Below are 15,463 nucleotides of genomic sequence, written 5' to 3' on the forward strand. Positions count from 1 at the left end.
ATACAAGCTTATAGGTTCAAAGAGGTGATTATATTCACATGGTCGAGAGTGCCAGTTTGATCCCGAAACCACAGAACAATAAGCCAACTGTGGCAACAGCGATCGCAGAGAGTTTATATCTTTGATTAAAAAAGTTGGCAACTTTCACGCCTGAAAAAATCAGCAGGGTTAAATACGCCATGCTCAAGATCTGTAAAATAATGGAAAGAATTGTAAAACTCAGCGCTGGGTAAGGATAATTCGGCTCTACAAACTGAACAAAAAATGATAAATAAAATAAAATGGCTTTCGGATTCAGTAAGCTTACGGTAAGTGCAGTGCGAAATGGATGAAATTTTTGAGGATTCTCAGTTTCATCTTGTTCTATGCGTTGTGTATGATTCGCCCAAGTATGATATGCCGCAATCAATAATCTTAAGCCTAAGTAAGACAGATACAGCGCACCAACAACTTTAAGGGCAATAAACAACCACGGAAAATTGTGCAATAAGGTTGCAGCCCCCAAGACCGTACATAAAATTAAGATACAATCGCCAGTAAAAACGCCTAAAGCACCGATATAGCCAATTTTTATGCCATATCGTGTCGCAATAGACATCACATAAAGCGAATTTGGTCCTGGTAAAAGAATAATAAGAATCGTGCCTATGATAAAAGTCACGATGTCAGTAATACCAAACACAATCAATCTCGCTGTTTACAAAACTTGGGGGGAAACTTGATCTACGTAGGATGAATAAATCAAATCAAAAATAAAACGAGCCTTCTAAAAGACTCGTATATCTTATATATAGTGCAATGTAGTAATCGACTTCGGAAACGTTGATTATAGTCGTATTAATTATGCATGAATGTTTGCATCGACACCAAAAGATTGACGTAATAACGTACTCAATTGTTCACGGGCTTTAATAAAGCCATCAATACCGCCTTGTAAGAGCTGAAAAGCCATCAAGTCTTTTTCAACTTCAGCTTTGAATTCCGCTTTAGCAATTTCAGTGTATTCATGTTGTTGATGTGCGTGAGCATGATCTGTGCATAGCTGTCTTTCAACAGTACGTTGATCTTGTGCAAGATCAGCCAGCAAATTTGGTGATACAGTGAGTAAATCACAACCAGCCAGACCAAGGACTTGATCTACACTACGAAAACTTGCACCCATGATTTCTGTTTTTACATTGTGTTGTTTGTAGTAATGGTAAATTTGTTTGACTGACAAGACACCTGGATCTTTTTCAATCGGATATTGGTCAACATTTTCAGCTTTTTTATACCAATCTAAGATACGGCCCACAAAAGGTGAAATCAGGGTCACTTTGGCATCTGCACATGCACGTGCTTGATGCAAGCCAAACAATAAAGTCAGATTGCAGTGAATTCCTTCTGCCTCAAGTTGACGTGCAGCTTGAATACCTTCCCAAGTGGATGCGATTTTAATCAAAATACGATCTTGATCGACACCATAAGCTTTATAAAGAGCCAGCAATTCCTTGGCTTTCTCCACGGTCGCCTCAGTGTCGTATGAAAGTGCGGCATCAACTTCAGTTGAAACACGACCTTCAACAATTTTTAAAATTTCAGCACCGAGTTTGACGGTTAAAATATCAATCGTACGTTCTATAAGGAGATCTGTTTCATAACCTTCAGCTTTTGCTTGAGCATAAGCCGACTCGATCAACGCTTTATTTTCTGGAAGTGAAGCTGCTGCAGTAATTAAAGATGGATTGGTCGTCGCATCTAAAGGTCGGAATTGTTGTATTGCTTTTAAATCACCAGTATCTGCAACAATAGTGGTCATTTTTTTTAATTGATCTAATGCTGATTGAGTCATTGCGGTGTAATTCTTTATTCAAAATACTTGTAACTTTATTTATATCACAAGGTGATTTTTGAATTGAATCAAAATGCATCATAATGGTGATTATTTTGTAGAATTTCGTTGATTTCTGACGTGATGAATCAAAAAACGTGCAGCAGCCCCCAGTTTGTTTTCACGACTCCAGACTAAATCGACCGAATATTCAAATCTTGGGGTGAAATCGGTCAACTGTAAAACTTTTAATTTCTGTTTTAAATCAGGGTTTTCCTCTAACATTTGTAAGGGGAGAATGCCCCAACCTAAATTCGCTAGTATGAGCATCGCAGCAGAGTGATGGTTATCTGTGCGCCAGTATTTTTTGGAAAATAAAAGTTCAGGTTTAATCGATTTATCACGACTTGCGATCACAATTTGACGATTATTCTGCATTTGTTCAAAAGAAACTTGTTCAAAATCTGCCAATGGATGTTGCGTTGAAACCACAGGTATTATTGTTTCCCGTTTTAATTCTACAAACTGTTCGCTTGTGTCTAAAAACTCTCGTTCAAACATCAGTGCCAGTTGAGCGGATGAGTTCATCAGCATGTTTTGTGCATCTTCTTGTGGCGCTGAAATAATATTGATTTGAAGTTGAGGAAAATTTTTTTCCAGTAGTGCGATGTACTCAGTCCATTGTGTGTGTAGAAGTTCAGAGACCACCACAATATTTAAGGATGATTCTAAGCCTTCACTCAGTGCAAAGGCTTGTTGTTTCCATTGATTCATTTCAACCAAAAGTTGTTCGGTTTTTTCAAACAGTGCAATTGCTTGCGCTGTTGGTCTTGGCTCACGTCCAACTCGATCAAACAATTGTAAATTTAAATCAATTTCTAAGTTTGCAATAGACATGCTGACGGCTGAAGGAACTTTACCTAGTTGTCTTGCCGCTGCTGAAAATGAACCTAATTCCATTACAGTTTTAAAGATGACCAACTGGTCTTGATTGATATTCATAATGCTCAATTCTTAATTGGAAAATGATGTTTTAGATTGCCACAAATGAATAAACAAATAGCTTTATCCATGTGTTTTCACTCACACTTTACTCTGCTGGAGAAGTAATAAGGATAAATATTGCGTCTTATCTATCAATATTATTGAAAGAATCTGACTACTATCTTCAATTATACAGACATATAATGCCAAAACTTTAAACAAATTGAGAATTTTTATGTTGATTTCCAAAAGAAGGATTATTCATGCGCTGAGCTATGAAATCATCTTATTGGTGATCATTGCGATTGCGTTGAGTTATATGTTTGAAATGCCGATGGAAGTGACGGGTACATTGGGTATTGTGATGGCGGTGACTTCTGTCATTTGGAATATGATTTTTAATCATTTCTTTGAAAAGGCAGAAGCAAAGTACCAATTTAAAAGAACTATACCTGTACGTATTGGGCATGCGATTGGATTTGAAGGTGGTTTGATGTTAGCGACTATTCCAATGGTGGCTTATGCGTTAAATCTTGGCATATGGGAAGCTGTATTACTCGATTTAAGCTTAACCTTATGTATTTTGGTTTATACCTTCATTTTTCAGTGGTGTTATGATGGTATAGAAGCTCATTTTACAGAGGTCAAAGCTTCTTAAAAATTAATTTTAATAAAATTACTAAATATAGATTAGACCCAATATAATGAGATAAATACCTCATTATATTGGGTTTTTGAGTACTTGATATTTAACATAAGTTGGATAATTAAGACTTTTTTTATTGTTAAATTTTTTCGAAAAAAATAGAAAAACATATGTGTAACATTATAGTGATTTATTTTCTTATAGTAAAAAAATATTAATCAAAAAAAACTTTTGTCGGATTTATGAAACTTTTGTTTGATTTCGTATATCTTATATGTGCAGGAAATGTATAAGATTTTAAAAATATTTAAGGACAAAAAATGAATAAAATGATTTGGGGCAAAATCATCGTAGCAGGTTCATGTGTTGCTTTAACCAATATAAGTTACGCAGAAAACTTTAAACGTTTTTCAGTATCAGCGGGTTGGATGCATGTGATGCCACAAGGGAAAGCCAATCCTTTCAATATCAATAGTGTCGTAGATCCTAATAAAGAGAATGGATATGGTATCGGTAGCATATCACAGCAAGCATTTTTAGGTTCAATAGATCCAGATGCGCAGTTATATACGGGTGAGAATGCGCTCGATTTTTTACCTTTAACTTTTGAAAGACCAGGCATAGGAAATCAATCGCTTGCACAAATGTTAGGTGCTTTGGAAAATAATGATGCTTCTGATGATCAAAGTTACTTATCTAATATAAATGCATCTACTGCAGGTTCAGCACAATTAAAAGGAATTGATCAATGGACCGCACAAGACACAGGTCTTGAAGCGAAAAATGTTGATACCCTAGGTCTGACTTTCAACTATTATTTAAATGATCATGTTTCTCTTCAATTTATTGGAGGAATTCCACCTAAAGTTGATATTAAAGGTAAGGGGGAAATTGTTGCCAATATGACAGGTGAAGCAATGCCACAAGGTGATATTGCTATGCTATTTCCAGACGGAATTTTGGATCTTGCACAAGACATACCAATTACTAATTTAGGAAATAAGAAAAGGGCATCATCTGTACGTGCTTGGACACCGGCTATGGAAGTCCAGTATCAATTTGGTCAATCTGGCGTGAATAAATTTAGACCATTTGTTGGCGCTGGAATCATGTATGCGTATTTTAATGAAATTAAGCTTGATTCAACGATTAAACAAGATTTAGTTAATGCTGGGCACATGATTCAAAATATTTTGGATGATAAGGCTGGTGCAGCTTTAGATGGTGAAGTGTCAAGTGCTGACCCTAAAGTACGTGTTAAAACAACGGATGCCATTGCACCGCTTGTAACACTTGGGGCAACTTACGACATCAATGAAAATTGGTTTGGAATCGCATCGCTTTCTTATGCAAAACTGAGTAATCGAGCTAACATTGATGTGATTGATAAAAATACTGGTAATAAACTGATACGCTCGTCGACCAAAATTGATATTGATCCTTTAATTACTTATGTCGGTGTTGGTTATAGATTTTAATTTCTGAGGAATTTATTTACATACCTCGTTTTTAAAAACTGTGTAATAGTTTCGCTTTAAAAAAGGCTCAAAGTTTATCTTTGGGCTTTTTTATTTCTGTGTAGAATTTAAAATGTTGTGGGTATATACAAATGAATAATATAGAGCGTTTTTAAACTTTAATTTTTCATACATATTTTCTAGAAGCAAGTATGGCACTTTATTCATACATTAAATTTGAAATAATGATTCAACTGCTTTGGTGAATTATTTATAACCAATTAAAATTCACAATACATTTCTCACTCCTGAGCAAGTTTTAAAGCACGTTACTGCATTAAAATAAAGCGCAAGTGATGAGCTTCTTCAGAATGTGATCTAAGTGCGCAAGGGAGTGGTTATTTTAAGTTTAATACCCTTCATCTTAACCTTCTCCCTGAACTATATATGGGGCGAGAGAAGGGAGTTTAAAAGGTTTGGATTCTGAGTCAATGATCATTGATTGATTTTTGAAAGAACTTTATTGATGTTTCGTATTTGTATAAAAACTTTGATTAGCTTTAAGTATAAACTACGAATAGGATAATAAAAAGCAAAGTCGAGGCGGACTGAAGAGATCGAGGCCTCGACTTTGAAAAGGGAAAACCAATAACAAATTTAAAAATTAGCTACGGTTAAATGGATAATCTTTAAATTCTTTAGAACTCTGTTCAAACTTTAAGAAACAGCAGTTACCATATCTAGTTCATCTGAATCTAAAACCTTTTTATAAGACTCAGTATGAACAAAACTTTTCATTGGATTTGTTCATCACATAGATAAAATAATTGTTGTAATTTTATTCAATTCTCTATCTCCATAAATAACTACTCAATTGATATTTAGGCATTATTATAAACAAAAAACTAACTTTTGTTGGATAAATCGAATGACATTGGTCGGAAAAAAGTGTGTGATAAAACAATCATTTAAATTATTTTGTGTCTATTATTATATTAATATGTTTATTGTGGGAATTTGATAAGTTGTGGAGTTTATAAATATATTTATCAATAATCATAGGAATAATTAAAAAACATTTATATGAACAAACACATTTAAATTACACCAAATATTGATTTTAACAATGCAAAGTCTAAGAACTTAAAGAAAATAAAATTTTCAGATTGTATTTTAGTCTTATCTGATGGAAGTATATATTTTTATAATTTCAATTTTGTTTAACTTTCACAAACATTGATCATTTTCTTTAATAACATTCGAGTTAACTCATAAAAAAGCACTTCAATAGAAGTGCTTTTTTAGACCGAATTCTAGGAAATTATTTTTCTACGATGGCTGTTACACCTTGACCGCCAGCCGCACAAATAGAGACTAAAATGCGACCAGAACCTTTTTCATTTAAAAGCTTAGCTGCAGTCGCTAAAATACGACCACCAGTCGCAGCAAACGGGTGACCAGCTGCAAGTGATGAACCTTTAACGTTTAATTTAGAACGATCAATAGAACCAAGCGGTGCATCCAAACCTAAACGCTCTTTACAGAATTTAGGATCTTCCCATGCTTTAAGTGTCGATAATACTTGTGATGCAAAAGCTTCATGAATTTCGTAATAGTCGAAATCTTGAAGTTTAAGACCAGCACGCTCAAGCATACGAGGGACTGCATAAGCAGGAGCCATGAGTAAGCCTTCTTTTTTACCAATAAAGTCAACGGCCGCAGTTTCAGAGAAGCTCAAGTAAGCTAAAACTTCATGTCCATTTGCTTTTGCCCATTCTTCAGAAGCGAGCAATACAACTGATGCACCATCAGTAAGCGGTGTAGAGTTACCCGCAGTCATCGTACGTGCATCACCTTTACCAAATGCGGGTTTAAGTTTTGCAAGTTTTTCAACTGTAGAGTCAGCACGCAAGTTGTTATCACGCTCTAAACCTAAAAATGGAGTGATCAGGTCATCGAAGAAACCTTCTTCATAAGCTTTCGCCATTTTTTGATGAGAAGATGCAGCAAGTTCATCTTGCGCTTCTCGTGAAATACCCCATTCAAGCGTAGTAATTGCTTGATGATCACCCATAGATAGACCTGTACGTGGTTCACCATTTTTCGGCGCATCAAGCAGATCTTTTACATTGATTTTAGTCAATGCTTTTAAACGGTCTTTTGCCGTTTTAGCGATATTCAGTTCAAGTAATGCTTTACGTAAACCATCACCAAAAGCAATAGGGGCATCAGAAGTGGTATCGACACCACCCGCAATACCTACTTCAATTTGACCCAAAGCAATTTTGTTGGCAACAGCAAAAGCCGCTTGTAAACCTGTACCACACGCTTGTTGAATATCATAAGCTGGCGTTTCAGGAGCAAGTTGCGTGTCGAGGACACATTCACGTGTCATATTGAAGTCACGACTATGTTTTAAAACTGCGCCTGCAACAACTTCGCCTAAGCGTTGACCTTGTAAATTAAAACGTTCAACAAGACCATTTAACGCAGCAGTCAGCATGTCAGAATTGGTTGCTTTAAAGTAGGCACCATTTGAGCGTGCAAATGGAATACGATTACCACCTAAGATTGCAACGCGGCGAACAGTATTTTGACTCATAGTTTTATCCTGTTGAGCAGAAATTGGTGTTGAAGTAGAAGTCTTGCTAGATTCAGACTTAGAAGTACTCGCAGTGTTTTTTTCACGAGGTGTTGTGCTACGAGGACGTGAAGTTTTTGTCGAAGTTGCGACTTGAGTTTTAGAATCTGTGTTCTTACGTGAATTCGTCGTACTCTTTGCAGAGTTCTTTGATGTATTTGACACAGATTCTTTGGCAGTATTTTCTGCTTGTGTGTTTTGTTGGTTTGTTTTGCTCATAAGGCTTTTCCAAGCATGTTGGCAATATTCTTAAGACTAGATTAGCATATTTGAAAAAAGGTCGTATTGACTATAATGACATTTAACCATGCGCTCAGGTCAAGACATACATAGCCTAACTCAAGTATCATCATATACATAATCTTGGATCATGATAAATTTAAGTGTTTGAGACTAAAATGAACTTCAATAAACACCATGGTCCACCCACATTCAATTTGTTGAGAGATCAAACTTATGACCGACCAATATCAAGCATTCGCAAAATCTCCGATTGGTAAATTCGTCATCAAAAATTTAGGTTTGCCATCACCAATCTCCCTTGACCGTTTTGAGTCCGCAGCACCAGTTGTGCAAGGCGCTGTTTTGGTGGGTTCTGCAGCGAAAAGTGTCTTTTCAGGCGAGATTGCTCAAGTCTTAAGTAATATTCATGCCAATGCTTATGCAGGTAATAATACTGAGCTCCAACAAGCTGCTGCAAAAGCTGGACTCAGCTTAAGTGCATTTAATGATGGCGATAAAGAGTCAAAATTTAAAGCAGTGGTTTTTGATGCGTCTGGTATTCAAGATTCTGAACAACTGAAAGCGCTTTATGCTTTCTTCAACCCAGTGGCTCGTCAAATCCAAACTTCAGGGCGTGTGATTGTCGTAGGTTTAACGCCTGAATCTGCACCAACTGTTAAACAAGCCATTGCTCAACGTGCGCTTGAAGGTTTTGTTAAATCTGTAGGTAAAGAGTTTAAAAAGGGTATAGCTGCACAACTGGTGTATGTCGATCAAGATGCAGCGCAAAATATAGAGTCAACATTACGTTTTGTTTTGTCTCCACGTTCTGCTTATGTTTCAGGGCAAGTGATTCGTGTGTCTAAAGGTGCTGTTGTCGATGTAGATTGGGCAAAGCCTTTAGCGGGTAAAACTGCAGTGGTTACAGGTGCGAGCCGTGGTATTGGTGAGGCGATTGCACATGTACTTGCGCGTGATGGTGCTCATGTGATTTGTTTGGATGTCCCACAACAACAAGACGATTTGGATCGTGTGGCAAGTGCCATTGGTGGTTCAACGTTGGCTATTGATATTACAGCTGCTGATGCGGGTGAAAAAATCAAACAAGCAGCGTCAACACGTGGCGGTTTAGACATTATTGTACAAAATGCTGGAATCACACGAGACAAAACTTTGGCGAACATGAAGCCTGAGCTTTGGGATTTGGTCATCAATATTAATTTGTCAGCGATTGAACGAGTAAATGACTATTTGCTGTCAAACAAAGGCTTAAATAAAAATGGTCGTATTGTTTGTGTATCTTCAATCTCAGGTATTGCGGGTAATCTAGGTCAAACCAACTATGCAACGTCTAAAGCTGGTGTAATTGGTTTAGTGAAATTCACTGCACCAATACTCAAAGATGGCATCACTATTAATGCCGTTGCACCTGGTTTTATTGAAACGCAAATGACAGCGGCAATTCCTTTTGCGATTCGTGAAGCGGGTCGCCGTATGAACTCAATGAGTCAGGGTGGTTTGCCTGTCGATGTCGCTGAAACCATTTCACTGTTTGCTGCGACAGCATCGACTGGTTTAAACGGTAACGTGGTTCGTGTATGTGGCCAAAGCCTATTGGGTGCTTAATCTTCATGATTAAGGATTGATTATTTAGCGTTAAAGTTAGATTGATCACCGTGTCATAAAAGGACAAAGAAAATCTTCTCACCTGAGTGGGATTTTCTTTGTTCTGTTTTTAATTAAGAATAATTTGCAAATATTATTGTTTTTAAATTATTGTTTTGTAGATTATTCTTTTGAAAATTATGCTATTAAGTCAAGGTGGAGCTTTATCGTATTCTTAGTAGGTGGAGCTTAATTCCCCATTGAAATTAAAACTATATAAAGGTTTATGATGATTACTCGCCATTTTAAAGAATTGCCAAAAGCCTATATGGCTTATCCAAAAGTGATTCAAGGGTTAATTTTTAAAAAGCAAAAAGGTGAAAAAGTTTTACCGCAAGTTGAATATGTTGTAGATGCTTATCGTGTAGATGTTGATCACTTAAAAGCCTATAACGAAATTTGTGGCTATAAAAATAATGGTTATATTCCTGCGACTTATTTGGCAGTGATTTCTCAGAGCTTGCAAATGCATATGATGACCTCTGAGGCTTTTCCATTTGCATTATTGGGATTGGTTCATATACGCAATCAAGTGAAACAATTACGTAAAATAGGTGTCAATGAAACCCTTACTTTGTCTTGCAAATTTGGTGAATTAAAACCACATGATAAAGGGCTGCAGTTTGATTTTCTGACCACTGCAAAGGTCGGAAATGAAGTGGTGATGGAAGGTTTAACAACTTACCTTGCTCGTCAAAAAACCGATGCTCAAGTTGCGCCAAAAGTGAAAGATGACAAAGTGTTGGATTATGCTGTGCAAGCGACTTGGGATGTTGCTGAAAATACAGGTCGCCGTTATGCAAAATCATCTGGTGATTATAATCTGATTCATATCCATGCATTTACAGCGAAAGCATTTGGCTTTAAGCAAGCCATTGCTCACGGAATGTGGAGTAAGGCACGGGCACTTGCAAGTTTAAATTTGCCTGATGCGTATGAAGCGGATGTTTATTTTAAGCTGCCGATGTATTTACCTTCAGAAGTCGAGTTCTTAACAGCTCAAGATGGCAAAGATCAACATGTTTTGATTCGCAATAAAAAGACCAAAAAACCGCATGTTTCAGGTGTGATTCACACACTTTGATGAAGAAACCCAAATCTCTAGATTTGGGTTTTTATTGTGTTAAAGACTTACAAAAAGTTTCTCAATATTCGCTATGCTGAATAAAGTAAAATAAGCTGTGCATAAGGACAATGGAATGAATGCAATTAAAGAGATCTTGTTTGCTGATCAAGATCACTATCACGGACATGTGGACGTTCGTTTTCAAGATGTGGCAAAAACCTTTAGTCGACTCCAAGATCATCGTGCTGAACAAGGTGGCGCTGCTTTAGTTGTTTATTTTCAAGGTCAAAAAGTCGTTGATATTTTTACAGGAAAAAAATCTTTAGATGAAGATTGGGCTGAAGATACTTTATCAATCTGCTATTCAACTGGAAAAGGTGTTATTGCAACGCTGGCGCATATTTTAGTCAGTGAAGGCATTTTGGATTACGACTCACCAATTTCAAACTATTGGCCTGAGTTTGCTCAAAATGGTAAAGCTGAAATGACTTTACGTCATGTACTGTGTCATCAATCTGGACTTTACGATATCCGAAATAATATTGATGCCGCAGTTGAAATGGCGGATTGGGCTCATATGCTCAAAGTTATGGCTCAAGCCAAACCCCGTTTTAAAATTGGGCAGGATAGTGCATATCAAGCACTGACTTTTGGTTGGTTGGTAGGAGGTATATTAGAAAAAGCTGCGAAACAGCCTCTTGCTTGGCTTATGCAACGTTATTTGGTCGATCCTTTAGAGTTGGATGGTGCTTATTTTGGTGTTCCTCAAGCTCAATTGAGCCGTGTTGCTCGCCCGTTTAAAATTAAAAAAGCACAGCAGGAAAATCAGTCATCCTCCGAACAAAAAACCAAGCAAGTGCAGTCAAAAGCTCAGTCAAAACCGAAATTCTCAATTTCTGAAAAATTCATACAATGGTCGGGTCAAAATCCTCAAGATTTTGTCGATGCCATGATTCCTAAAAAAATGCGTGATTTTAGTTTTTTTAGTGATCAAGGTATTCAGGCGGTTATACCAGCTGCAAACGGTGCGTTTACAGTACAAAGTTTGGCAAAAATATACGCCATGCTTGCCAATAAAGGGCAGTGGCAAGATCAAACTTTAATTCAACCTGAAACATTTAAAGCTTTGAGCAAAGTTCAAAGTACACGCCGTGATCGTGTCATGCCAATCCCAATGAACTGGCGTTTGGGTTATCACAGAGTATTGAGTATGGGTAAACGTGCGCCAGAAGGATTTGGTCATATTGGATATAACGGCTCTGGGGCTTGGTGTGATCCTGCACGTGAATTAAGTTTTGCGTATACGCATAATTTTGCCATTGGTTCGATTACAGGGGATTATCGACTGTGGGGATTAACCCAGGAAACTTTACGTTGTGCGGATGCTGTGTTAAAAGGTCGTAAAGGGTGGTTTTGAATTTTAAGTGAATGATTAAAAAAGAATTATCGATAACTGAATTGTTTGGGGTGTTGAGTATAATAGGAATAAGTATAACGGTCATATCCAATACTTATTTCTATTATCAATTAGATGCAATTTGGATGACATCGCTGTTATCACCAACATTTTATTTATTTGAAGTATTTAAGGTCATGTTGGTTTTCTGTTCAGCGGTCATATTTGTAGATTTTTTTGTTGAGAGATATGATACGTGTGCAAGATATTTATACAGAAAAATTTTGAGAAAAAAATCCTTTAAATTTGATGTACTAGGTCATAATCATTCGTTCATTAAAGCTCAGATGGTTGGATATTTTAATCGATATACATGTTTTAAGACTTTATTCTTAACTTTTTTATTATCAATTCCGATTATTGTTTTGAAATCAATGCATTTAGTTAATAAAGCAAACTTTTTTTGGTTATGTGTTTTACTTGGGTTGATTGCTGGTTTGCAAATTAATCGTCATATTAAGCAAGACAAAATTTTTCACTATTTCATACTCTTTTTAATTATTGTCATCTGCTCATTTATTACAGCGCATATAAAGCTTGATCACCTGAATGATCTTCCAATTGCTGTCCTGAAGAGCTCAAGCGATGATAGAAGTTGGTTGGTACTCGAAAGCAGTAATGATAAAACAATTTTATTAAATGCAATGAACCATCAAGATTTTAAAATTGTAAAATTCGAAGAAATTGATCGAATTATCTCAAAGAAAAAATAACTCTATGCTTCTTCATTCACTAATTGCAAAAAAAACAGTATCCTTAGACCTGTAATCAGGGAGCATTCATGTATCAGGTACTTGCACGTAAATATCGCCCACGTAATTTTATCGAATTGGTTGGTCAAAACCACGTATCACGTGCACTCACCAGCGCCTTAGAACGTGGGCGTTTGCATCATGCCTATCTGTTTACAGGAACTCGAGGTGTAGGTAAAACCACCATTGCCCGCATTTTGGCAAAATGCCTCAACTGCGAAACTGGGGTAACCTCTACACCATGTGAAGTCTGTGCAACATGTACCGCAGTCAATGAAGGTCGCTTTATCGATCTCATCGAGATTGATGCAGCATCACGTACCAAAGTTGAAGATACGCGTGAACTGTTAGATAACGTACCTTATGCGCCAACTCAAGGGCGCTTTAAAGTCTATCTGATTGACGAAGTGCATATGCTGTCAACGCATTCATTTAATGCGCTATTAAAAACGCTTGAAGAACCACCTGAACACGTCAAATTCTTATTTGCAACCACCGATCCACAAAAGTTACCAATTACGGTGATTTCACGTTGTTTGCAATTTACCTTACGTCCTTTGACAGTCGATGAAATTACCTCGCACTTAACCAATATCCTAAGCAAAGAAAGCATTCCTGCTGAATCAGATGCCATTTGGCAAATTGCAGAATCTGCGCAAGGTTCATTGCGTGATTCGTTATCGCTGACAGATCAAGCCATTGCCTATGGTCAGGGCGAAATTCGTCATCAAGATGTCAAAGAAATGCTTGGACTGATTGATCGAACGATTATTTATGATTTAATTTTGGCGATTCACCAAAACCAGCGTCAACGTGTCAGTGAGTTATTGCTACAATTTAGACAACAAGCTTTAGATGTGTCTTTGGTCTTAGATCAATTTATATCTACCTTGCATGAATTGGCATTACTGCAATATCTGCCAGATCTTGCATTGAAATATAGTGCTGAAATTAATCAAAAAATTATGCAACTGTCGGCGTTGCTGTCAGCGCAAGATTTACAGTTGTATTATCAAATTGCATGCAAAGGCCGTGCAGATTTACAAATGGCGGTGACCCAAGAGCAAGGCTTTGAAATGTGTGTGTTGCGCTTATTGGCATTTCGTCCAATGCAGCCCAATGAAGTTGTGGTTCAACAACATACGCAAGTTTCAACATCCCAAGTATCAGCTCAACAGTACTCATCTTCCGCATTAATTTCTCAACATGTCATTGAGCAAAAACAAGATGATTTGTCAGAAACACTAACAAATTTAAATCATGATGATGAAACACAAATCATCAATCAGGAATCAAAAACTGTTGATACACCTTTAGCCTCTGATTTTGATGATTTTCAAGGTTCATATGACGATGATGAATTCAGTCTGAATTCAAACGTAGAGGGGACTGATCAGGCAACTGTTCACGAGCCAAGTAGTGATGATTATTTGGAGGATGAAATCTTAAATGAAGACATCACCCCTCATTTGGACACGCTTGAATCATCGTCATCAAGTGCGATCGCTGCTGAAAATGATGTTGAACCTATACATGTACAACAAGCGATTCAGCATGAACAAACGTCTCAATTGGATGAACCTAGCTTAACTTCATTTGGAGAGCCAATTGTTGCTGAAGCAGTGCTAGCGACTACAGAACAGCAAGATGTATTTTTCTTGGCACCAGAGGCTGATGTTGCAGATGCTGTAGTCGATTCAAATGCTCAAACACCATCTTTGCCTTTAGATTCAATGCAGTTGGATACTGAACAAGTCATTGTGGATGAGGTTGTTGAAGATAACCAATCTACAGAAAATCCTGTACAGCATGCTGCAACATTGAAGCAAAAGATTGAACATTCTTCAGATTCAAAACTGCTTCCTCAAGACATTTTAAAGTTACAACCGCAAGAACTCAGTGGTGAATGGACTTTAGATAAATGGGAATATTGGTTTAGACAGAGTGATTTGTCTCCAGCTGTGCAAGAGCTGGCACAACAAGGCATTATGAGTGGTCAAATTGATGGTGCATCAACCTTTACTATTCCAGCTGAATACGAGCAAATGCTGACACAGCTACAACATGTGTTAGAGGGCGAGTTGAAGAAACAGTGGCCTCATACAGTATTTCATGTTCAGTATAAAGAGATAACAACTACGACGCCTTATACCTTACAAGCTGAACGAAAAGAGCGTGCATTCAATCGTGCTTCAGAGTTGTTACATGCAGAGCCTGTAGTGAAAAGCTTGGTTGAAGCCTTTGAAGGTGAAATTCATCAAATTCAATTAAAGCCTTAATGAAGTTAATATGCAGAGATTCAATGCATGAGTTGATGATTTTCTTTTGCTAGAAATTGATTTAAAGCATCTCGCATTTCTTGTGGAATCGGGGTGCTTTTTCGTGTTTCACGATCGACAAAAACATGCACAAAATGCCCCTGAGCTGAAGCATTGTCATCAGCACTTTTAAAAATAGCCAAGTCATAAATGAGTGAAGAATTGCCAATTTTTTCAATGCTGACACCCACCTCAATGATTTCAGGATATGACAATTCTTGATGGAACTTGCATGAAGACTCTACCACCAAACCAATAATTGGAGATTCACGGATGTCGAAACCACACTTTTCAATGAGCAATGCGTTAGCCGCAGTATCGAAATAGCTGTAATAGGTGACATTATTGACATGACCATACATATCATTGTCAGCCCAGCGAGTTTGGATAGGAAATATAAATTGATAATCATGTCTTTGTTTTATTTTAGGTCGCATATTTCATTC

12 protein-coding genes are annotated in these 15,463 nt (G+C 37.1%); 7 read left to right on the forward strand and 5 right to left on the reverse strand.

Annotated elements, in window-relative coordinates; translation table 11 throughout:
• Positions 1-34: 34 nt before the first annotated feature.
• The 3 genes from leuE to aceR form a co-directional block, all read right to left on the reverse strand.
• Entirely contained in the window at positions 35-682 is a 648-nt protein-coding gene (gene leuE / locus G8E00_RS06905) for a leucine efflux protein LeuE (protein WP_166223029.1), read from the reverse strand.
• A gap of 159 nt (positions 683-841) precedes the next feature.
• Positions 842-1,831: a transaldolase gene (gene tal, locus G8E00_RS06910; protein ID WP_166223032.1), complete on the reverse strand. Its 990-nt coding sequence runs from the start codon at positions 1,829-1,831 to the stop codon at positions 842-844.
• A 90-nt stretch (positions 1,832-1,921) separates the two neighbouring features.
• Positions 1,922-2,812: an HTH-type transcriptional regulator AceR gene (gene aceR, locus G8E00_RS06915; RefSeq protein ID WP_166011975.1), complete on the reverse strand. Its 891-nt coding sequence runs from the start codon at positions 2,810-2,812 to the stop codon at positions 1,922-1,924.
• A gap of 217 nt (positions 2,813-3,029) precedes the next feature.
• On the opposite strand from aceR, the gene aceI reads away from it, so the two are divergent.
• Both aceI and G8E00_RS06925 read left to right on the forward strand, forming a co-directional pair.
• Positions 3,030-3,452: a chlorhexidine efflux PACE transporter AceI gene (aceI, locus tag G8E00_RS06920; RefSeq protein ID WP_166011976.1), complete on the forward strand. Its 423-nt coding sequence runs from the start codon at positions 3,030-3,032 to the stop codon at positions 3,450-3,452.
• Positions 3,453-3,760: 308 nt separating this feature from the next.
• Positions 3,761-4,918 carry an OmpW/AlkL family protein gene (locus G8E00_RS06925; protein ID WP_166223035.1) on the forward strand — a complete coding sequence of 386 codons (1,158 nt, stop codon included), beginning with the start codon at positions 3,761-3,763 and terminating at the stop codon, positions 4,916-4,918.
• Positions 4,919-6,218: 1,300 nt separating this feature from the next.
• Here G8E00_RS06925 and G8E00_RS06930 read toward each other — a convergent pair.
• Entirely contained in the window at positions 6,219-7,757 is a 1,539-nt protein-coding gene (locus tag G8E00_RS06930; RefSeq protein ID WP_166223038.1) for an acetyl-CoA C-acetyltransferase, read from the reverse strand.
• A 237-nt stretch (positions 7,758-7,994) separates the two neighbouring features.
• Here G8E00_RS06930 and G8E00_RS06935 point away from each other — a divergent pair, with 237 nt between their 5' ends.
• From G8E00_RS06935 to dnaX, 5 genes are all read left to right on the forward strand, one after another.
• Positions 7,995-9,386: a 3-oxoacyl-ACP reductase gene (locus tag G8E00_RS06935; protein WP_166011979.1), complete on the forward strand. Its 1,392-nt coding sequence runs from the start codon at positions 7,995-7,997 to the stop codon at positions 9,384-9,386.
• 268 nt (positions 9,387-9,654) lie between these two features.
• Positions 9,655-10,509 carry a MaoC family dehydratase gene (locus G8E00_RS06940; protein WP_166226467.1) on the forward strand — a complete coding sequence of 285 codons (855 nt, stop codon included), beginning with the start codon at positions 9,655-9,657 and terminating at the stop codon, positions 10,507-10,509.
• A gap of 115 nt (positions 10,510-10,624) precedes the next feature.
• On the forward strand, positions 10,625-11,908 hold the full coding sequence (locus G8E00_RS06945; protein ID WP_166223041.1) for a serine hydrolase domain-containing protein: 1,284 nt from the start codon (positions 10,625-10,627) through the stop codon (positions 11,906-11,908).
• A gap of 11 nt (positions 11,909-11,919) precedes the next feature.
• Positions 11,920-12,660 carry a hypothetical protein gene (locus G8E00_RS06950; RefSeq protein ID WP_166223044.1) on the forward strand — a complete coding sequence of 247 codons (741 nt, stop codon included), beginning with the start codon at positions 11,920-11,922 and terminating at the stop codon, positions 12,658-12,660.
• A gap of 68 nt (positions 12,661-12,728) precedes the next feature.
• Positions 12,729-14,978: a DNA polymerase III subunit gamma/tau gene (gene dnaX, locus G8E00_RS06955; protein WP_166223047.1), complete on the forward strand. Its 2,250-nt coding sequence runs from the start codon at positions 12,729-12,731 to the stop codon at positions 14,976-14,978.
• A 20-nt stretch (positions 14,979-14,998) separates the two neighbouring features.
• Here the strand turns inward: dnaX and G8E00_RS06960 are convergent, their stop codons facing one another.
• A complete protein-coding gene (locus G8E00_RS06960) occupies positions 14,999-15,454 on the reverse strand; it encodes an acyl-CoA thioesterase (protein ID WP_166223050.1) in 456 nt (151 codons plus the stop codon).
• Between the last annotated feature and the right edge of the window lie 9 nt (positions 15,455-15,463).

Origin of the sequence: Acinetobacter shaoyimingii (assembly GCF_011578045.1) — a bacterium.
Classification (GTDB): Bacteria; Pseudomonadota; Gammaproteobacteria; order Pseudomonadales; family Moraxellaceae; genus Acinetobacter; species Acinetobacter shaoyimingii.

Coding starts and splice junctions, on each gene's coding strand:
- tal (WP_166223032.1), bottom strand. CDS start 1,831: ATGACTCAATCAGCATTAGATCAATTAAAAAAAATGACCACTATTGTT.
- aceR (WP_166011975.1), bottom strand. CDS start 2,812: ATGAATATCAATCAAGACCAGTTGGTCATCTTTAAAACTGTAATGGAA.
- aceI (WP_166011976.1), top strand. CDS start 3,030: ATGTTGATTTCCAAAAGAAGGATTATTCATGCGCTGAGCTATGAAATC.
- G8E00_RS06925 (WP_166223035.1), top strand. CDS start 3,761: ATGAATAAAATGATTTGGGGCAAAATCATCGTAGCAGGTTCATGTGTT.
- G8E00_RS06930 (WP_166223038.1), bottom strand. CDS start 7,757: ATGAGCAAAACAAACCAACAAAACACACAAGCAGAAAATACTGCCAAA.
- G8E00_RS06935 (WP_166011979.1), top strand. CDS start 7,995: ATGACCGACCAATATCAAGCATTCGCAAAATCTCCGATTGGTAAATTC.
- G8E00_RS06940 (WP_166226467.1), top strand. CDS start 9,655: ATGATTACTCGCCATTTTAAAGAATTGCCAAAAGCCTATATGGCTTAT.
- G8E00_RS06945 (WP_166223041.1), top strand. CDS start 10,625: ATGAATGCAATTAAAGAGATCTTGTTTGCTGATCAAGATCACTATCAC.
- G8E00_RS06950 (WP_166223044.1), top strand. CDS start 11,920: ATGATTAAAAAAGAATTATCGATAACTGAATTGTTTGGGGTGTTGAGT.
- dnaX (WP_166223047.1), top strand. CDS start 12,729: ATGTATCAGGTACTTGCACGTAAATATCGCCCACGTAATTTTATCGAA.
- G8E00_RS06960 (WP_166223050.1), bottom strand. CDS start 15,454: ATGCGACCTAAAATAAAACAAAGACATGATTATCAATTTATATTTCCT.